Origin of the sequence: Neobacillus sp. SM06 (assembly GCF_050496765.1) — a bacterium.
Taxonomy (GTDB): Bacteria; Bacillota; Bacilli; order Bacillales; family Cytobacillaceae; genus JAEVLT01.
The window spans coordinates 70308-90268 of sequence record NZ_JBNWEO010000014.1 but is presented as its reverse complement, the minus strand read 5'-3'; the positions used below and the strand labels follow the sequence as shown (position 1 = coordinate 90268).

The 19961-nt window shown below is 42.8% G+C and carries 14 protein-coding genes; 12 read left to right on the top strand and 2 right to left on the bottom strand.

From position 1 onward, the window contains the following. Positions 1 to 29: 29 nt before the first annotated feature. The 4 genes from ACQYAD_RS09000 to pcp are packed head-to-tail and all read left to right on the top strand — an operon-like array spanning position 30 to position 3154. Positions 30 to 791 carry a LamB/YcsF family protein gene (locus ACQYAD_RS09000; protein WP_430237422.1) on the top strand — a complete coding sequence of 254 codons (762 nt, stop codon included), beginning with the start codon at positions 30 to 32 and terminating at the stop codon, positions 789 to 791. Between the two features lie 23 nt (positions 792 to 814). Next, positions 815 to 1504, top strand: a complete 690-nt coding sequence (locus ACQYAD_RS08995; RefSeq protein WP_430237420.1) for a DUF969 domain-containing protein — start codon at positions 815 to 817, stop codon at positions 1502 to 1504. Between the two features lie 16 nt (positions 1505 to 1520). Further along, positions 1521 to 2483 carry a DUF979 domain-containing protein gene (locus ACQYAD_RS08990; protein WP_430237418.1) on the top strand — a complete coding sequence of 321 codons (963 nt, stop codon included), beginning with the start codon at positions 1521 to 1523 and terminating at the stop codon, positions 2481 to 2483. A gap of 23 nt (positions 2484 to 2506) precedes the next feature. Continuing rightward, positions 2507 to 3154: a pyroglutamyl-peptidase I gene (gene pcp / locus ACQYAD_RS08985; protein ID WP_430237415.1), complete on the top strand. Its 648-nt coding sequence runs from the start codon at positions 2507 to 2509 to the stop codon at positions 3152 to 3154. A 68-nt stretch (positions 3155 to 3222) separates the two neighbouring features. On the opposite strand, the gene ACQYAD_RS08980 is transcribed toward pcp, so the two are convergent. After that, complete coding sequence (locus ACQYAD_RS08980) at positions 3223 to 4164, bottom strand: ABC transporter substrate-binding protein (protein ID WP_430237412.1); 942 nt, start codon at positions 4162 to 4164, stop codon at positions 3223 to 3225. A gap of 243 nt (positions 4165 to 4407) precedes the next feature. On the opposite strand from ACQYAD_RS08980, the gene ACQYAD_RS08975 reads away from it, so the two are divergent. From ACQYAD_RS08975 to ACQYAD_RS08945, 7 genes are all read left to right on the top strand, one after another. Further along, complete coding sequence (locus ACQYAD_RS08975) at positions 4408 to 5439, top strand: FecCD family ABC transporter permease (RefSeq protein ID WP_430237600.1); 1032 nt, start codon at positions 4408 to 4410, stop codon at positions 5437 to 5439. Continuing rightward, the gene (locus ACQYAD_RS08970; protein WP_430237410.1) at positions 5439 to 6458 is read left to right on the top strand and encodes a FecCD family ABC transporter permease; all 1020 of its coding nucleotides are present in this window, start codon (positions 5439 to 5441) and stop codon (positions 6456 to 6458) included. The genes ACQYAD_RS08975 and ACQYAD_RS08970 overlap by 1 nt, the downstream gene beginning before the upstream one ends. A 62-nt stretch (positions 6459 to 6520) precedes the next feature. Beyond that, entirely contained in the window at positions 6521 to 7303 is a 783-nt protein-coding gene (locus tag ACQYAD_RS08965; RefSeq protein WP_430237407.1) for an ABC transporter ATP-binding protein, read from the top strand. 393 nt (positions 7304 to 7696) lie between these two features. Then, positions 7697 to 10450 carry a bifunctional YncE family protein/alkaline phosphatase family protein gene (locus ACQYAD_RS08960; RefSeq protein WP_430237404.1) on the top strand — a complete coding sequence of 918 codons (2754 nt, stop codon included), beginning with the start codon at positions 7697 to 7699 and terminating at the stop codon, positions 10448 to 10450. 112 nt (positions 10451 to 10562) lie between these two features. Beyond that, positions 10563 to 13682, top strand: coding sequence for an efflux RND transporter permease subunit (locus tag ACQYAD_RS08955; protein ID WP_430237401.1), 3120 nt, complete (start codon positions 10563 to 10565; stop codon positions 13680 to 13682). Between the two features lie 365 nt (positions 13683 to 14047). Further along, positions 14048 to 15559 carry a glycine betaine uptake BCCT transporter gene (locus ACQYAD_RS08950; RefSeq protein ID WP_430237599.1) on the top strand — a complete coding sequence of 504 codons (1512 nt, stop codon included), beginning with the start codon at positions 14048 to 14050 and terminating at the stop codon, positions 15557 to 15559. Between the two features lie 274 nt (positions 15560 to 15833). After that, entirely contained in the window at positions 15834 to 16760 is a 927-nt protein-coding gene (locus tag ACQYAD_RS08945) for an aldo/keto reductase (protein WP_430237399.1), read from the top strand. A 68-nt stretch (positions 16761 to 16828) separates the two neighbouring features. Here the strand turns inward: ACQYAD_RS08945 and ACQYAD_RS08940 are convergent, their stop codons facing one another. Continuing rightward, positions 16829 to 17779, bottom strand: coding sequence for a D-2-hydroxyacid dehydrogenase (locus ACQYAD_RS08940; protein WP_430237397.1), 951 nt, complete (start codon positions 17777 to 17779; stop codon positions 16829 to 16831). Positions 17780 to 17953: 174 nt separating this feature from the next. Between ACQYAD_RS08940 and ACQYAD_RS08935 the strand changes: the two genes are divergently transcribed. Beyond that, positions 17954 to 19891 (top strand): LTA synthase family protein, encoded by a 1938-nt coding sequence (locus ACQYAD_RS08935; protein WP_430237394.1) that lies wholly within the window; start codon positions 17954 to 17956, stop codon positions 19889 to 19891. Positions 19892 to 19961 lie beyond the last annotated feature (70 nt).

Genomic DNA, 19961 nt, shown 5'->3' with positions numbered 1-19961 from the left:
AGAAAACTATTAAACTAGGGGGGATTTCCTTGTATCGGGTGGATTTGAACTGTGATATGGGAGAAAGTTTTGGTGTTTACAAAATGGGAACGGACGAAGCAATATTGGCTTACGTGACATCAGCAAATATTGCTTGCGGTTTTCATGCAGGAGATCCGGCAACAATGCGGAAAACAGTGAAACTGGCTTTGGAAAAGGGAATCGGCATTGGCGCCCATCCTGGCTTGCCGGATATGACTGGTTTCGGCCGCCGAAATATGGATCTTTCGGCGCAGGAAGCGTATGACATGGTTGTATACCAAATTGGCGCGCTTTACGGTTTTGTGAAAGCGGCGGGTGGGAAACTGCAGCATGTTAAGCCGCATGGCGCACTTTATAATATGGCAGCAAAAAATAAGGATCTGTCTGAAGCAATTGCCGAAGCAGTATATAAAGTGGATCCTGAATTGATTTTATTCGGACTTTCGGGCAGTGAGCTCGTAAAAGCGGGGAAGGCGGTTGGCCTGCGAACGGCAAGTGAAGTTTTTGCTGACAGGACGTATCAAGCGGATGGGTCGCTAACGCCTAGACGGCAAGCGGATGCACTGATTACCGATGACAAATTGGCAATTGCTCAGGTTGTTCGAATGGTAAAAGAAGGTAAAGTACGGTCGCGGCAGGGGGCAGACATTGCCATTCAGGCCGACACTGTTTGCATTCATGGCGACGGAGTCCATGCATTGCGTTTCGCCCAGAAAATTCGTGAACAGCTTAATGCTTCAAATGTACAAATACAGGCTGCAGGGAAGTAGCTTTTTTTAAAGGGGATGAGAAGATGATCAAACTTATTGGAATATTGTTGGTGGCAGTTGGATTCGGCTTTCGTTTGAATACGCTGCTTGTTGTAATGGTTGCTGGAGTGGTTACTGGTTTGGTTTCAGGCATGTCGTTTAACGAAGTCATGAGCCAATTCGGCCAGGTTTTTATTAATAACCGTTATATGTCTTTGCCCATTATCCTCAGTTTGCCCGTAATCGGACTATTGGAACGTTACGGTCTGAAAGAAAGGGCTGAAGTGCTGATTAAAAAAGCAAAAGGTGCAACGGCAGGGAAAGTGTTAATGTCTTATTTGCTGATTCGCGAATTGAGCGCGTCGCTAGGTCTTAACATAGGCGGTCATGCCCAGACGGTTCGGCCGCTTGTCGCTCCAATGGCGGAAGGTGCGGCGTCAGCGAAACACGGGGAACTTCCGGAAAAACTTCAAGAGGACATTAAAGCGCATGCGGCCGCTTCTGAAAATGTCGGCTGGTTTTTTGGCGAGGACATTTTTATCGCAACCGGAGCAATATTATTGATGAAAGGGTTCTATGACTCCGTAGGGATGAATGTCAGTGTTTGGGATATGGCGCTTTGGGGAATTCCAACGGCGATTTCAGCCTTCTTCCTATCTATGTGGCGTTTTCGCGTAATGGACAAACGCATTCAACGGGAAATGGCAAACAAAGAGAACAGCAAGATGGTATAAGGGGGGCAAAACATACATGAAAATCATCACGCTTGAATATATTTATTATTTATTGGGAATTATTACTGCGTTTGTAGCAATCCGAGTAGCGATGGATAAAAACCATCCGAGCCGAATCGGTTCGACTTTGTTTTGGGGAATTTTTGCATTTACCTTATTATTTGGAAAAATGGTTCCCTCTATTGCCGTTGGATATCTTGTTCTTGCAATGGTTGTGATCGCGGCAATCGGCAAGGTGAAAAGCGGGAATCAGGACGAGGCGCCGAAAAAAGAGCGGGAACAGCATGCCTCACGCTTGCAAGGAAAGATTTTTATCCCGGCACTGGTTATACCTATTTTCACTGTTATTGGCTCGTTAACTCTTGGGAAAATTCAATTTGGGAACGTTTTTCTTGTCGATCCGGCAATGGTTACCTTAATATCACTTGGTCTAAGTACGATCCTAGCCTATGTAGTTGCACAATTGCTGACTAAAGCGAAGCCAGCGACTGCGATGCATGAGGGAAGCCGGTTAATGCAGGCGGTTGGCTGGGCAATTATTTTGCCGCAGATGCTGTCGGCACTTGGCGGGATTTTTGCAAAAGCAGGTGTTGGAGATGTTGTATCGAAGATGGTTGGGGATGTACTGCCAACAAATATCCCATTTGTTGCCGTTGCTGCTTATTGCATAGGTATGGCGCTATTTACGATTATTATGGGAAATGCATTTGCTGCATTTGCTGTCATCACCGGCGGAATCGGTTTGCCATTGATTGTGCATATGCATGGCGGAAACCCGGCAATTATGGCCGCAATTGGCATGTTTGCCGGTTACACCGGTACATTGATGACACCAATGGCCGCCAATTTCAATATTGTCCCGGCAATGCTGTTGGAGCTCAAGGATAAAAATGCCGTCATCAAAGCGCAGATTCCGATAGCTATTCCTCTGTTGGTGATCAATATATTGCTGATGTATTTCTTGGTGTATAATTTCTAGTAAATGATGAGGAGGGGATTGCTATGAAAAAGGTACTTGTTACCGGCTTTGATCCGTTTGGCGGAGAACCGGTCAACCCGGCGCTTGAGGCAGTGAAGCTGTTGAATGGAAAAGAAATAACCGGTTTTGAAATCGTTACAAAAGAGATCCCGACTGTTTTTGGCAAGGCGATTGTGAGGTTGAACGAAGCAATTGAGGATGTTAATCCGGCTATCGTGATTTGCGTCGGCCAGGCTGGCGGCCGTTCTGCAATTACACCTGAGCGGATTGCGATCAATGTTGACGATGCAAGAATTGCAGATAACGAGAATAACCAGCCGATTGATCGCGAAATTGTTCCGGGCGGACCTGCTGCTTATTTTTCCAAACTTCCAGTCAAGGCAATCATGAAAAAATTGAATGACAATGGCATTCCTGCATCCGTTTCCAACACGGCGGGAACCTTCGTTTGCAATCATATTTTTTATGGCCTAATGCATTATTTGGAGACAAATGGCAGGGGAATTCGCGGCGGTTTTATCCATATTCCTTTTCTTCCGGAACAAATTGTCCGCAATCCCGGACAGCCAAGCATGAGTTTGGAGCTGATTGTGAAAGGATTGGAACTTTCGATTGAAGCGACAATCACAAATGAAACGGATATTGTTGCCGTCGGCGGAGAGATTAGTTAATAGAAGGAAGTTTTTCAAAAAGGAGTCGCTTTAGTAGTGACTCCTTTTTGGTGATTTTGTCCCGAAACCTATTTTGTTAAAGCCGTAACGGCGTCATCAATGACTTTTTTGCTGGCGATTGCTCCGTTGATTGTCCAGTAGCTTGGGTCATTGATTTCGTGGACTTTTCCTTTTTTCACTGCATCGATCCCGTTCCATACGGAACTTTTTGTTAAAATATCCAATCCAGGCTCGCCTTTTTTGCTGATAAGAAACAAATGATCGGCTTTAATTTCCGGTAATTTTTCGAGTGTGATTGGATTCCACTGAGTAGCTGCATTGCCAATCGATTCAACAAAGGCGGGCTTTTTCACACCAAGATCTTCGTATAGAACATTTGCGGCAAAACGATTTCCTTCAAAAAGATAAAATTTATCGCCCATTACCCATAAAATAGCCGCTGTTTGATTGACAATTGATTGATTGATTCTTGCCTTTGCTTCTGCTGCTTTTTCATTGTATTGTTGAAGAAATGTTTTGGCTTCGGTTTGTTTGTTAACTATTTTCCCCATTTCAGAAAGTTGCTGTCGCCAATCTGCGCTGACTTCTTCTTTAAAGACATATGTTGGAGCGATTTTTTTATATTCTTCATATTGCCCTTTTTGAATAGCAGAAGGGGAGCTGAAAATCAGTAAATCAGGATTTTTGCTGATCACTTGTTCAAGCGGAAGATCCCAACTGATTTTTGGAACTCCTTTTAATTCAGGCTGTAAATAGTCTAAAACCGTTTCACCAATCGACCATTGGGCTGCTGGCTTCACTCCTAAAGCAACGAGTGAATCTTCCAAATAAGGTGCAACAATTCGTTTTGGATTTGCTGGAATGGCGACTTCACCCATTGCATCCTTTAGTGTAGTAGCAGTATTTTTCTGTTCGGTTGGTTTAGAGCCTCCGGAGCTTCCACAAGCAGTTACCAAGCCAAACATCAATAATAAAGTCAAGACCAAATAGAATTGTTTTTTGCGTAACATTTTTCTCCTCCTATGATAACGTTTCATTAATGCAAATGATAATCATTTTCAATAAAGCTGTCAATAAACGATATAAAAAAATTTTGAATAAATTTTGAAGGATATTTCTGGATGGCAATTTTATTCGATCGAGTTATTGAAAAGAAGTTGTCGTCTATTTTATACTAGTTGATAATGATTATCATTATAAAAAAAGAGTGTTCTTTATCTGGAGAGGGTGTCAGATTTTTGTTTCGTCTTGTTATGCATAAAAAGTTGAATGAAAAGAAAAACGGATCAATGATGCAATTGAAAGGTATTTTTTTATTCGTTCTCCTATTGCTTTTTACAATCATTTTTGTTGGATTTTCGATATCTTACGGTGCTGCTGAGATCAAGCTGACTACAGTTTGGGAGGCGCTGGCCAATTTTAATCCAACCATTACCTCACATCAAATCATTCAAGAAATTCGTTTGCCGCGGGCGCTTGGCGCTGTGATGGTGGGAGCATTCCTGGCCGTATCGGGTGCCATTATGCAAGGCCTGACGCGGAATCCGCTCGCATCACCCTCGATCATGGGGGTAACAGACGGAGCCGCTTTCGCACTTGTTATTACTTTGTCCGTTCTTCCATCTGTGACGATAGCAGGTATGACTTTTTCTTCTTTTGTCGGTGCAGGTCTTGGTGCTGCGCTTGTTTTTACCATTGGCGCTTTTTCCAAGGGAGGTTTAACGCCCGTAAAACTGGCACTTGCCGGGGTTGCCATCGGTGCGATGCTTAGTGCGGTTTCAAGCGCAATTGCTTTGCAAACGCAAGTGGCGAAAAATATGAGCTTTTGGTATGCAGGAGGGTTAACGTCACTTAATTGGACATCCATTAAAATTCTGTTTCTTGCTGGCGGAATCGGCTTAGTGGTGGCAATGTACATTTCAAAATCAATAACCATCCTCAGTCTTGGAGATGAAGTATCAAAAGGCCTCGGACAAAATACGGCTCTAGTCAAGATACTGGGGGTTTTGGTCGTGATGTTATTAACCGGAGCGGCAGTATCTGTAGCAGGCCCGGTCGGATTTGTTGGACTTGTGGTTCCACATATTGTCCGATTTCTTATCGGTTCGGATTACCGTTTGATCATTCCGATTTCGGGAATTTTCGGCGGTTTGCTGCTTGTCCTGGCCGACCTTGCTTCAAGAATGGTCAATGCCCCTTATGAAACCCCTGTCGGCGCAATAACGGCACTTCTTGGGGTTCCCTTTTTCTTATTTCTTGTCCGTGGAGAAAGGAGAGGGATCTAATGTACGGTTTTGAATTAAAAAAGAAAACGTTTTTTGGCATTATTAGTGGATTATTCATCTTAACCGTTGTTCTTTTTACAATAAGCTTAAATTTGGGGGTAGTCCGGATTGCTCCTCTCGATGTGCTTAACACGCTTATCGGTTTTGGCACACCACGTGATCGCTTGATTTTAATGGATTTAAGGCTGCCTCGGATGGTATTGTCATTGTTGATCGGCGCAGGGTTAGCGGTTTCCGGGGCGATTCTTCAGGGAATTACAAAAAATGAACTAGCTGATCCGGGAATACTTGGGATCAATAGTGGAGCCGGCCTTTTTGTAATTCTGTTTATCTATTATTTCCAAGGATCAATGAATCAGATCAGTACGTTAGGCATCTTCTTATTGCCGCTCTTTGCTTTAGCAGGCGCACTTGCGGCCGCTTTATCGATCTATCTATTGGCGTGGAAAAAAGGAATCGACCCTGTTCGACTTGTTTTAGTTGGAATTGGCGTTAATTCAGGTTTCGGTGCCGCAATTATCATTTTTCAACTAAAAATGAATCCACAAGATTTTATGCAGGCGGCTGTTTGGCTATCCGGGGATATTTGGGGAGCTAATTGGATTCTCGTGTCGATTCTGGCAGTCATTCTTCTAATATTCATTCCCTATACCATTTATAAGTCAACAAGCTTAAATATCCTAAATTTGGGTGATCAAGTTGCCACTGGTCTAGGCATTCGTGTGGAAAGAGAAAGAAAAAAGTTGCTTGTTGTTTCTGTGGCTTTGGCGGGGGTTAGTGTTGCTGCAGGTGGGGGGATTGCCTTTCTCGGATTGATCGCCCCGCATATTGCTAAACGCCTAATCGGGCCTGCCCATCAGCTCCTTTTGCCGATTGCGGCGTTATTGGGTGCGTTTTTATTACTGTTTGCTGATACATTTGGCAAAAATCTTCTTGCCCCAACCCAAATACCGGTTGGCATTGTTGTTGCCATTCTTGGTGCGCCTTATTTTATTTTTCTCTTAATGAAAGTTAAATGAAATTTTACCGGTTTCTCGCGACAACGTTTTTTGATTTGCTAAATAAAGGAGATATGTTCAAAATGGTTTCACTTTTAACAAAGAGCCTAACGATCGGCTACGGAGATAAGATTATCGTGGAAGAATTGAATTTAACGATCAATAAAGGAGAAATAACGACGATTATCGGAGCAAATGGATGCGGGAAATCTACGATCTTAAAAACAATGGCACGAGTTCATTCGGCAAAATCGGGTGCAATTTACCTTGATGGAAAAACCATTCACCAAATTCCAACAAAAGAAATTGCCAAGAAGATGGCGGTTCTTCCACAAAGTCCTGAGGCACCGAGTGGATTAACCGTTTATGAGCTGATTTCGTTCGGGCGTTCCCCCTATCAAAAAGGATTTGGAAGATTGTCAGAAAAGGATCGCAAGGTGATTCAGTGGGCGTTAGAGGTTACAAATCTAACAGCGTTTGCAAACCATCCTGTTGATGCTCTCTCCGGCGGGCAGCGTCAGCGGGCGTGGATTGCCATGGCCGTTGCCCAAGAAACCGACTTACTGCTACTGGATGAACCAACTACCTATTTAGATATGGCTCATCAGCTGGAAATCCTCCAGCTTCTTGAAAAATTAAATCGGCAGCAGGGGCGGACGATTGTCATGGTTATACATGATTTAAATCTTGCTGCACGTTTTTCCCACTATATGGTCGCACTTCGGGAAGGAAAAGTTGTCAAAGAAGGAAGTGCCGAAGAGGTCATGACACATCAAGTCTTAGAAGAAGTATTTCAAATTGATGCTCAAATAGCAAAAGATCCAAGAACAGATAAACCGATTTGTATTTCCTACGATATTCTGTAATTCTAGTATTTTCTCGTGGTAGGGGATGAGGGTAAAACTCAAAATAGTTTACCCTCTCGAGTAACATAAAATGTATGCGCTATATTAACGAGATAGCGACCAATGGAATTTACATAATTTTTATAATTAAAATAGGTCTTTTGCCATTTTTATTTTCATTGTGAATGAAATAGATGACATGAGCAAAATAGTTGGATTTGTGTGTTTTTTTGTTTAAAAGGGTTTCACTCCTTTTTCCTTTTGGTAGAGAGACATCGTGAAGGAAGAGAATTGGTTAAAAAAACCTAGGTTAAAAGGCAGAATTTTCTTTAACACTCTTTTACATTCCAACAATAGTAGATTAATAAATTAGGAGTATTCTGAAATCAGATCAAGGATGGGAGTGAAAAAGAGATGTTGAAAAAGTTAAAGAAAAAGAAACGGTTGTTGGCAGGACTTACATTAAGCATTTTTCTACTCGGATCTGCAGGAGTTTATGCGGCACAGGATGGAGCTTTCGGTAGCAACCTTGTTGGAAGGCAGCCAGATGGATCGGTACAGACACCGGTGAACCAATTGATCACACCAGCCGGGAAACAAATTGAATTTGGTGGAAACCCGATTACAGTAGCAATGAATCCGAATGGGAAGACAGCGGCAACCATTGTTGGCCGTAACAATTACGGAGGAAAAGGAATCAATATTGTTGATCTTGCAACAGGAAAATTAAAGACCAGCGATGTCTCTTTAGGTCTCTCACATATGTGGGGATTGGCGTATTCGAAGGACGGAAAAGAGCTTTATGCCACTGGATCTTCTGGCACAACTGGAAAGGTTGTCGTCATGTCGATTGATGATAATGGCAATCCCGCAATCAAAAACAGTTTTAACTTGCCGAATGCAGCGGTTGGCGGCAATATCAATCCGCTCGATTTAGCAGTAGGACCTCAAGGGCAGCTGCTTGTAGCACTTAACCGTGACAATAGCCTCGGCGTCATTGATCCGGCTACAGGTTCCGTAACAGCAAAGATTTCTGTTGAAAACGCACCAACAAGCGTTTTGGTTAACGGGAATTTTGCCTATGTAACAAACCAAGGCGGCAGAGTAGCAAAAGCGGGTGATACGACTGTTGGTTCTTCCGGAACCAAAGTGGTTGTAGATCCGAAAACCGGAGCCACCTCAACTGGAACGGTTTCGGTTGTTGACCTTTCAACAAATACGGTTGTCAAAAATATCGAAGTGGGTGTACAGCCGGAACGGATGACACAATCGGGTCAGTACCTATTTGTAGCCAACACGAACAGCGACTCGATTTCCGTTATTGACACGAAAACGAATAAAGTGGTGCAAACGATCAACGTTCAACCTTATCCAAATGCGAAAAAAGGTGCTGCACCAAATGCTGTGAAAGTCGTTGACAACAAATTAATGGTCAGCCTGGGCCGTGACAATGCCATCGCTGTTTATGACTGGAATGGACCTGATGAAGAAGCGGAACTCAAAGGTCTTTTACCAACCGCATGGTTTCCAGTCGACATTGCTGTTGATCCTGCAAACAAACAACTAGTAGTTGCCAATGGTGATGGCGTTGGTTCCCTTGGACCGGCACGCGATTTAACGATTCAGGGAATTAAAGTAACAGGCCATTCTTCATACGCTCAAATAGGATCCCTTTCACTAATTCCGTTTCCATCTAATGAAGATCTTGTGAAAGGAACCAAACAAGTTTATGCAAACAATAACTGGTTTGGCTTAAAGAACTTAAATGCCAAACCAAGGAAAAATAAAAAACCTGTTGCCATGCCAGAGCGCATTGGGGAACCATCCACCATTAAACATGTTTTCTACATTATTAAAGAAAACCGGACATATGACCAAGTGCTAGGCGATTTGGGAAAAGGGAACGGAGAGCCGGGATTAACCCAATTCCCGAGAAAAGTCACGCCGAACCTTCACAAGCTTGCTGAAACGTACCCGCTGCTTGATAATTTCTATACTTCCGGCATTCAGTCTGCCAGCGGTCACCAGTGGGTAATGCAGGGAACAAACACAGATTACGAAGATAAGGAAACAGATACGGCTAACGTAAGAAGTTATCCGGGCGGCGCAGGCGATGCAATGGCCTACGCACCTACCGGCCACTTATGGGATCAAGCCATGAAACAAGGAATTTCAGTTGAAAACTTTGGTGAAGACACAACAGGATTTACCGGTTCTGCTCCATTTGGCAGCTGGACGGATTGGTATAACGATTCACTAATCCTTTCCGGCCAAAAACAAGGAAACCTGCATGTGCCAATTGGCAACTATCAGGCAACAACAGATATTCTGCCGCTTGGACCGATTACGTATAAACCGTTCCCAACGTTTGATATGAATATCCCAGATCAGTATCGATTTGAAATTTTTAAACAGCAATTTGAAAACCATGTGAAAAATAATGATTTGCCGGCATTTAATACGTTGTGGGTGACAGATGACCATACAGCGGGCAATGCCACTGGAACGCCGACACCGCAAGCGATGGTAGCAGATAATGACTTAGCTGTTGGGAAAATAGTCGATTTAATCTCCCATAGCAAGTACTGGAAAGATTCAGTTATTTTTATCACGGAAGACGATTCGCAAAATGGCCTGGATCATGTTGATGGCCATCGTGAACCTGCTTATGTTATTAGTCCGTGGGTGAAAAAGGGCATAACCGACAGCCGTTACTGGACGGTGATCAATATGGTTCGCAGCATAGAGCAGATTCTTGGAATCCAGCCGATGAATCAGAACGATGCTGCAGCAGAGCCAATGAGTGAGATTTTTACAAATAAACCGGACTTTACGCCGTACACGTTCGAGGCAAATCAAATACCGCTCGATACGCTAAACGGACAGCCGAATTCCAATACTGCCGCGCTTGCCAGCACAGAAAAAGTAACACCAGAGACTCAAGAGCTTTCGAAAAAATGGACAGAATGGTCCAATAAAAACAAGGATAAGTTAACAGGGCGAAAAGCGTCGCCAGATGATGTGAACGCCAATATGCTGAACCATGCTGTATGGTATGCAACTAAAGGCTTTGACAAACCATATCCAGGCGAGAAAAATGTTCATACGCCGGATGAAGTGGCCAATCAGCCTGAAAGCTATGCGCCATCTCCAGCCGAAAATGACTAATTTAGTTGCACAAAACAATAGCTACCAATATGGGTAGCTATTGTTATGAAGCAAACACTAATAAGCGAGGTGAGCGAATTCGGGCAAATAGTTTGCCTGAATAAAAATGGCGATGAATCGATTAATAGAAGAAACGATGAAACGGGCAGTTCTGATTGGAACAATGATTGTTCTTCTTTTGGCATGGGGTGGATTGGCGGCATGGCAAATACAGCGTGATTACTTGCCAGAAATCAATAATCCGACCTTAACCATTGCCGTAAGAGCTGAAAAATTCCAAGCTGGTCAAGTAAAACTAAGGGTAACGCAGCCAATTCAACAAGCTGTCCGTGTCGTAGATGGACTACAAGATGTAGAAACGAGTTCGTTTACAGGCGGAGCATTAATACGCCTCAATTTTCCGATGAAGTATGATATGGCGCGGGCCGAGGAACAGGTAACAAACGCTTTAAATGGCATTTCACTGCCATCAGGAGTGGCAAAACCGCAAGTGACACGTTTGAGCACCCATTCGCTTCCAATTATGAGAATCAGCCTTATAAGCAGCTCAGCAGCGATTTCGGAAAACACGCTCCGCACCAGCATTCAAGAAGATGTAGTGAACAGGATAAAATCCATTCCCGGTGTTCAAGATGTTCGCGTCACAGGCGGAGGGTCGGCTGGCTACGCCATCAACATTCGTACCGCAGATTTGGTCAAAGCCGGATTAACAATCGAAGATATCAAACGCTCGCTTAAAGAAAACCATACAACAGAAATAGAGGGGATGGTTTCAAACAACCAGAGTTCGCTTCCGATTCAAGTGAGCGGTTGGAGTATCAATCAGCAAGATCTCTTGCAGTTGCCTCTTCATACGAGGGACGGTAAAACCATTCCACTTTCGACAGTTGCTGATATTTCGAACTCGGTCGTTAATCTGCAGACGGTATCAAGAACAGATGGAAAACCAAGTGTCCTGCTGGATATTTTAAAGACACCGACATCCAATATCACAGATGTTGCGAGCCGAATTGAGAGCAAATTGAACGAAATTCCAGCATTGAAAAATAAAGATTTGCAGCTTTCGGTTCTATTTAATCAAGGGGAGCAAGTGAATGATGCATTGAAAGGTCTTGTAAAGGAAGGACTGCTCGGTTCCTTTTTCGCCATGATCAGCGTTTTTGTGTTTTTCCGAAAAGTCCGTTCAACCGTTGTTATTGCCATATCGTTACCTATTTGTCTGCTCGCCACAACGGGTATTTTAAATACAATGGGGATTAGCTTAAACATACTTACCATTTCCGGCTTGATTGTTGCCATGGGCCGAGTTGTTGATGACTCGATCGTGATTCTTGACAATATGAATCGGAAAGTGCATGAGACAGGTGGGCAAACAAGGATCGGGTGGATCTCCACAGCAGCAAGCGAAATGCTTCCAGCGATTGTCTCATCTACCGCAACAACAGTTGCGGTATACTTGCCGATCGCGCTGATCGGCGGAATGATAAGCGCCGCTTTTTCGGGTTTCGCTTGGTCAGTTGTTATCTCATTGGTGATTTCTTTATTGGTTTCCGTCTTTGTTGTTCCCGCCCTATACTACCTTTTTTGGAAGGGAAAACCGCTTGCAGCTGGTGACCCTTTGGCGCCCTTTGCAATGAAAATTTTCCCATTTGTGTTTCAGCATAAAGGGAAAATAGCTGCTGGTTTGCTTGGTCTGTTTTTGGTAGCAGTCATCGGGGCAGCAATTTTGCCAGTGAATTTTTTACCGGCGATGACTAAAACAGGGCAGTTGGGGATTCAAGTGGAATTGCCGAAAACTTCTACATTGGCAGAAGTAGATGCAGAAGTAAAACGGTTGGAAGAGGTAGTGAAAGGAAATCCGAAAGTAGGCGCATTTTCTTTAGGACTCGGTTCCGATTTTACTCCTCAATCGGATGATGTATTTGATACTGGAGGAGGTTGGATTCAAAAGCCGAATATTGCCAATCTATCTCTAACGGTTAAGAAAGGGACTGACATCGATTCTTTTGCGCAAGACCTGCAAAAACAACTTAATTCATTGTCAACGAAGGCTGTCTACACGGTTTCAAATTTAAGCATTGCCGGCGATGATTCCCAGTTAAAAATCAATCTGACTGGTTCAGACAGTCAGACGCTGGAATCAATGGCGCAATCGATTCGGAACCAGCTGAAATTAATTCCAGGTCTTGCTGTTGAGGGTACCGCTGATACGGCAGAACAGCAAACACAATACCGAATCACGTTAAATAGGAAAGCAATTGAAAAGTATGGGATTCGGCTTGAAGAAGTTTTAAACCGGATTCAAAACTACACTGCTGAGGGAGAAAGCGCGGCATTTTCATTGAATCAAACTTTGATCCCTGTCGTTATTCATTCTGATAAGCAGGGAAGCCTGAAAAAAGATGTTTTTTCTCAAATGGCCGGGGAGACATTTTTAAGCCAAGAGGGGCAAAAAGTAATGCTTGATCAGTTGGCAACCCTCACGCCAGCGGGTTCATCCGCTCTTGAAGAAAAGGATGGGAAACCTTTTGCAGTTGTGACAGCTACGATTACTTCAAGAGATATTGGCAAAGTGACCAAACAAGTCAAGAATGCATTGCGTACTCTTCCGCTACCTGAGGGTGTGAAGGTTTCTCTTGCAGGGGCGCCGCAGCAAGTGTATGAAATGGTATCCGAAATGGCTATCTCCCTCTTTTTTTCCATACTGCTTGTGATTTTTATTGTCAGCACTGTTTTTCGCGGTTGGAAAGCGCCACTTTCCGTCTTGATTTGCATTCCGTTTGCATTTATCGGGTCGGTGTTCGGGATGCTTATTTTTGGTCTGGAATGGAATCTTGCTGCATTTGTAGGTTTACTGATGCTAACAGGGATTGTTGTCACGAATGGAATTGTTCTTGTTGATAAAATCGAGCGAAATTTGAAAGTTGGAATAGCGGTGGATGAAGCCGTATTACAAGGAACTATTTCGCGGGTTCGCCCAATTTTGACCACTGCATTAACCACTGTTTTAACCGTACTTCCGCTTGCGTTGTCAACCCGGACGGATCGCTTTATTTCACAAACATTGGGGATTGTCGTTGCCGGGGGTCTCATAAGTTCAACGCTCATCAGTCTCGTCATGATTCCGATCAGCTATAAGTGGCTCTACGCAAAGCGAACCGCTCCTTTCTTCCGCAAAAAAACTTGGCCAAATCAGGCGGCGTCTATCGGGAATGGGAACGTGTTTGACTAGGCAAAGCACCCATGTCTTTTCAGTAATTCCATTTATAGGAATGTAGTAATCCGACCAAATAAAGAAGGATTTTTTGTGAAAAAGCTGCTCTTTTCCAGGGCGGCTTTTTTAATTCAATGTTCCTCTGCCGGAATACTTGCCATATCAATAGCTTTCAAGCGACCTTTCGAAGGAATCGGAAGGTTCGCTTTTTGCATTTTAAAAAGAATCGAAAGTGACAACCTGTGTTTCTTAAATGGGTTGTCAATAACCTTATTTTTCTGGTATGATAATCTTTGGCGACTTTCGATAGGGCGGATTTCCTTGGATAAAATAAAAGGAAAAGGAAACAATTGTACTATAATTGGAGGGATTTGGTGACTAAAATGAAAAAATTAACACCCGTGTTTTTTGTTTCAGTGGTTGTGACTGGACTGTTTATTATTTGGGGTTTAATTCCAAAAAGCATATTGCCAAAAGCGAATCTTGATCGAGTAACAACCATTTTACAAGGAATGATCTTGGATAAGTTTGGATGGTTTTACTTGTTGTCAGCTTCCATTTTTTTGCTGTTTGCACTTCTTTTGATTTTTACGAAATACGGAAATATCAGGCTCGGCAAAGACAGTGACCGTCCAGATTTTGGCTATTTAACATGGTTTGCGATGCTGTTTAGTGCCGGGATGGGAATAGGACTCGTATTTTGGGGTGTTGCCGAACCATTGAATCACTATTATAATCCGCCTTACATGAAAGGGCAAACAGCTGAAGCCGGCAGAGCAGCTATCCGCTATTCTTTCTTTCACTGGGGTTTGCACCCTTGGGCCATTTACACGGTTATTGGTCTTGCGCTCGCCTATTTCCAATTTCGAAAAGGACAGGCAGGTGTCATCAGTTCCTTATTAAGACCCATTTTCGGAAATAAGGTTGATGGGGTATTGGGGACAATTGTTGATTTCATTGCTGTGTTTGCGACCGTGTTTGGCGTGGCTACCTCACTTGGACTTGGTGCAATTCAAATCAGTGGAGGGCTTTCCCATATGTTTAGTGGAATCAGCAATTCTTTTCCTACTCAACTGATCATCATTGCCATTGTGACGGTACTGTTTATGTTATCTGCGCAAACAGGATTAAACAAAGGAATCAAATATTTGAGCAATTTAAATATTGTGCTTGCTCTTGCCATTATGCTTTTTTTACTTTTTGTTGGTCCGACAAACTTTATTATGAATTTGTTTACAACATCGATCGGCTCATATCTTCAAAACCTTCCATCTATGAGTTTCAAGTTGAGTCCATTTGGTAAAGAGATGGAATGGTTTCAAAGCTGGACGATTTTCTATTGGGCATGGTGGATAGCCTGGGCACCGTTTGTTGGAACGTTTATTGCACGAATTTCCAAAGGGAGAACCATTCGTGAGTTTGTCATCGGAGTTCTTCTTGTTCCGACGATTTTTGGCGCACTTTGGTTCTCGGTTTTTGGAGGGACAGGAATTTATCTTGAATATTTTAAAAATAAGGCCATCATGGATGTCATTAATACGAGTGGAAGCGAGGTGGCGCTGTTTTCAGTACTGGAAAACTTTCCGCTTTCTACAGTGCTTTCGTTGCTAGCGATTTTTCTAATCAGCACTTTCTTTATTACTTCTGCTGATTCAGCCACCTTTGTGCTCGGAATGCAGACGACAAATGGAAGTCTCAATCCGCCAAACCGAGTGAAGTTTATTTGGGGTATTATCCAGTCGGCTTCAGCCGCACTGCTTCTTTGGACCGGCGGGCTGGAAGCATTGCAGCGGGCGTCGATTATCGCTGCACTGCCGTTTACCGTTGTCATGCTGCTGATCGTTGTCTCATTATTGAAATCTTTTAAAGACGAACGGCTTCTCCCAGAAAAATAATTGTCAACACAAAAAGGAAGCCACATTTCGGCTTCCTTTTTGCAGTTATTATCCATAGTAAAGCGATTATTATATGCTGCGATTATTCGCTAAGAAAGAGATTTATGCTGAAAAGCGAAGCGGGAGCAATAAGTTTTCATCATTAGTATAAAAACTATTCTTGTTAATCAAGTAGGAATTATTTAATTTTCATCATTTTGGATGCGTTTTTGTTCGTTCATTATGAAATAAATGCTACAATAGAAGAGTCATCAATTAAAGGAGGTTGTCCAAGATGAAGTACATACAGATTGCAAATACCGATTTGAAAGCGTCTAACATTGTCATGGGAAACATGCGGCTGAAAGAGCTTTCTTTAAAAGACGCCGAAACGCTTATTCGTACGGCAATGGATGAGGGAGTTAATTTTTTCGATCACGCAGACATCTACGGGGCAGGTACATGTGAGGAAATTTTCGCAGATGCAATTCAAATGAATGCAAGCATTCGGGAAAAAATGATCCTGCAAAGCAAATGCGGTATCCGGGCGAAGGAAAATTATTATGATTTTTCAAAAGAACATATTCTAAAGTCCGTAGACGGTATTTTAAAGCGATTGAAAACGGATTATTTAGACATTCTCCTTCTGCACCGCCCCGATCCATTGATGGAACCGGCGGAAGTGGCGGAAGCATTTGAGGAATTGCGATCAAGTGGAAAAGTCAACTACTTTGGCGTCTCCAATTTCAACCCAACGCAAATTGAATTATTGAAAAAGTATGTCCCGCAAAAATTGGTTGTCAACCAGCTGCAGTTTAGCATTGCCCATACACCAATGATTGATTCAGGCATTGCACTCAACATGCAGATGGACCAGTCAATCAACCGCGATAGCAGTATACTGGAATATTGCCGTCTTCATGATATGACAATCCAAGCATGGTCTCCATTCCAGCATGGCTTTTTCAAAGGTGTCTTCTTGGGGGATACGGACAACTTCCCAGAATTAAATGAAGTTATCAACACCCTTGCGAAAAAATATGAAGTGACTGCAACGGCAATTGCAACGGCATGGATTACTCGTCATCCGGCCAATATTCAAGTTGTAACCGGCACAACGAAGCCGAGCCGACTGCAGGACGCATGCAAAGGTTCAGAAATTCCGTTAACACGTGAAGAGTGGTATCAAATTTACAAAGCAGCAGGGAATATGGTTCCGTAATAAGCGGCAGGAAATAAGGTTCATATTATCTAAAAAAGCTTGAAGACAGCAGTGTCTCCAAGCTTTTTTTAATAACCAAGGTTACGATCAACCATCCCGTAGAGAGGCTCACCGTTTAAAAATCGTTCCAAGTTGTCGAGAAAAAACTGGCTGACTCCATCCACAGTGCTTGGTCCCGATAAATGCGGGGTCAAGTAGATAGATGGCAGCGAATAGAAAGGGTGATCCTTTTTCAACGGTTCTTTTTCAAATACATCGAGAACAGCTGCCTTGAGATATCCCTCATTCATGACGGTAAACAGATCGGTTTCATTTATCAATGCGCCACGGCCAACATTGACAATGCAGGCATCTGCTTTCATGGAACGAAGTAGATCCCGGTTAATGACGTGCCTTGTTTCGGTTGTTAATGGGAGAGTTAAAACTAAATAGTCAAGTTCCTTTACAAATTCCTTCCATAGATTCGGGTGAAAATGCTGATCGACGATGGCAGCCTGTTTGCCGCTCGCACTCAATCCATAAACATTTAGATCAAATGCTCGAGCTTTTCGAACAATTTCTGCTCCAATCGAACCGATTCCGGCGACACCAAGGGTTTTGCCTGCGAGCGAACCGGGAATAAAGGAATCCCAGATTCTTTTTTGCTGTAACTCCCGCATGCGGCCGATGTCTTTTGTAATGTATAACAAAAAGGCAAAAACATATTCGGCAATTGGGCTGCCAAATTGGCCGACAATCCGTGTTAAGTTGATTTCTTCGGGAATCGATTGATCTGCAACGAAATCATCGACACCGGCACCCGTCGATTGGAACCAGCGAACAGAGGATGCGATTGGACTTTTTAGAAGATGTGTTGGAAATTTCCACCCTAAAATCACTTCCGTTCCCGGTAAACATTTTTCTGCTTCGTTTGGCGTCTGGGCGGCGCGGACGGATTTATACCCGCTATTGTGGATCGCCTCAGCGTAAATGGCCGAATCCCTAGGATGGTAGACGAGGATATTTGGTTGTTTTTTCAAATGTACGATCTCCTTTCCAAACCGATTGAAAACCAGTATGTACATCTTTATGTACAGTTTATCAATAGCAAACGCAGGTTGAAAGAGAATCATTGAAGTTTTCTGCTTTTCTTGTTTATCATTAATTGGTAAGATAGTGTAAGAGGAGAGTAAAAGGCAAAGAGAGGTACAGTAATGAAAGATTTAATCTTTAGAGGTCGCCAGTTCCTTAACCGATATATCGGCTTTTTTATTTTAGCCGTCCTCCTTCTTTGGATCAAAACCTACATCGCACAAATCACCCAGTTTAAATTGGGCGTTCAAAACCCATATCAACACTTTTTGTTGTTTTTGAATCCGTTGGCATCATCCATGTTTTTTTTGGGTTTTTCTTTTTTTGCGAAAGCAAGGAAAAAATATAGTTGGCTGCTCGTTATTTATTTCCTATTATCCGCACTTTTGTACAGCAATATTTTGTATTACCGTTTTTTTAGTGATTTTATTACGATTCAAGTATTAATGCAGACGCAAAACTTTGGTGAAGTTGGGAGCAGTGTTGCCCCCTTATTAAAACCGTATGATCTTTTTTTCTTTCTGGACTTTATTTTGCTCGTTGTCCTGCTTGCAGCGCGGTTTGTCAAAATCAATACCGATGAATCGGTGCGGCATAAAGCTCCCGTCCTGTTTTCGCTAGCGCTAACGATTGCATTCACTACTATCGGGCTTGCCGAAATTTCCAGGCCGGAATTATTAACAAGAGGCTTCGATAAAAACTTTATTGTCAAATATTTGGGGCTCTACAATTATACTATTTACGATGCGGTGCAAAGCACAAAAGCAACTGCTCAAAGAGCTTTGGCGAATAGCAGTGATGTGACAGATGTGATTAATTACACGAAATCGAATTATGCTGAGCCAAACCCGGCTTATTTTGGTGCCGCTAAAGGCATGAATGTCATTTATATTCATCTTGAATCTTTTCAAAACTTTCTTATTAACTATAAATTGAATGGTGAAGAGGTCACGCCATTTTTAAATTCATTGACAAAAGATAAAAACACGCAGTATTTTGATCATTTTTTTCATCAAACATCTCATGGTAAAACCTCGGATGCCGAATTCATGCTTGAGAATTCGCTGTTTGGTTTACCCCAAGGTTCCGCCTTTATGACGAAAAGCTTGAATACTTACCAAGCGGCACCTGCCATTTTGGGACAGCAAGGCTATACGTCAGCAGTGTTCCATGGAAATTCAGGAAGCTTCTGGAATCGTCATGAAATGTATAAATCTCTAGGATACGATTACTTTTTTGATTCGAGTTACTATCAGATGGATCCGAATGATCTTACACAGTACGGTCTCATGGATAAGCCATTTTTTCAGCAATCAATTCCACTGCTTAGATCTTTGCCGGAACCATTTTATGCCAAATTTATAACGGTATCGAATCATTTTCCGTTTTCAATTGATCCAAAGGATGCAACCATTGCACCAGCAACTACTGGCGTTCCAACGGTAGATTCGTATTTCCAAACTGCGAGGTATTTAGACGAAGCGGTCAAGCAGATGTTTGCGTATTTGAAAAAATCAGGACTGTATGATCGCTCGATTATTATCTTGTATGGGGATCATTACGGGATTTCGAAAGACAATGATCAAACAATGTCACAAATTATCGGCAAAGAGGTTACACCTTTAGAAAGCGCTGGCTTGCAGCGGGTTCCCCTGTTTATCCGCGTTCCCGGGATTAAAGGAGGAGTCAATCATGAGTATGGCGGTCAGATTGATGTTCTGCCAACCCTGCTCCATTTGCTCGGGATCGATACGAAGAATTATATTCAATTTGGAACCGATCTGTTTTCGAACCAGCACAGTCAGCTTGTGCCGTTCCGAAATGGCGATTTCGTCAGTCCGACTATCACATCTGTTAATGGGATTTATTATGATTCTACTACCGGGCAGCCGTTAGGGGAGGAGAAAAAAGCCGAGGCAGATAAAGACAGTCAAATTGTCGAACAAAAACTTTCCATTTCCGATAAGGTTGTAAACGAAGACTTATTGCGCTTTTATACGCCAAAAGGATTTACCCCGGTAAACCGCGGGAATTACCATTATGGGAATACTGAGCAATAAAGGCAAAGCTGCTTTAAGAAATCAATTCTTGAGCAGCTTTTTTACGGCAATGGTGTCAAAGGCTATTAAC

Excerpts from the sequence above, each read along its gene's own strand:
- ACQYAD_RS08970 (WP_430237410.1), top strand. The coding sequence starts at position 5,439 with ATGTACGGTTTTGAATTAAAAAAGAAAACGTTTTTTGGCATTATTAGT.
- ACQYAD_RS08935 (WP_430237394.1), top strand. The coding sequence starts at position 17,954 with ATGAAAGATTTAATCTTTAGAGGTCGCCAGTTCCTTAACCGATATATC.
- ACQYAD_RS08960 (WP_430237404.1), top strand. The coding sequence starts at position 7,697 with ATGTTGAAAAAGTTAAAGAAAAAGAAACGGTTGTTGGCAGGACTTACA.
- ACQYAD_RS08945 (WP_430237399.1), top strand. The coding sequence starts at position 15,834 with ATGAAGTACATACAGATTGCAAATACCGATTTGAAAGCGTCTAACATT.
- ACQYAD_RS08965 (WP_430237407.1), top strand. The coding sequence starts at position 6,521 with ATGGTTTCACTTTTAACAAAGAGCCTAACGATCGGCTACGGAGATAAG.
- ACQYAD_RS08990 (WP_430237418.1), top strand. The coding sequence starts at position 1,521 with ATGAAAATCATCACGCTTGAATATATTTATTATTTATTGGGAATTATT.
- ACQYAD_RS08980 (WP_430237412.1), bottom strand. The coding sequence starts at position 4,164 with ATGTTACGCAAAAAACAATTCTATTTGGTCTTGACTTTATTATTGATG.
- ACQYAD_RS08995 (WP_430237420.1), top strand. The coding sequence starts at position 815 with ATGATCAAACTTATTGGAATATTGTTGGTGGCAGTTGGATTCGGCTTT.
- ACQYAD_RS08975 (WP_430237600.1), top strand. The coding sequence starts at position 4,408 with ATGCATAAAAAGTTGAATGAAAAGAAAAACGGATCAATGATGCAATTG.
- ACQYAD_RS08950 (WP_430237599.1), top strand. The coding sequence starts at position 14,048 with ATGAAAAAATTAACACCCGTGTTTTTTGTTTCAGTGGTTGTGACTGGA.
- ACQYAD_RS08955 (WP_430237401.1), top strand. The coding sequence starts at position 10,563 with ATGAATCGATTAATAGAAGAAACGATGAAACGGGCAGTTCTGATTGGA.
- pcp (WP_430237415.1), top strand. The coding sequence starts at position 2,507 with ATGAAAAAGGTACTTGTTACCGGCTTTGATCCGTTTGGCGGAGAACCG.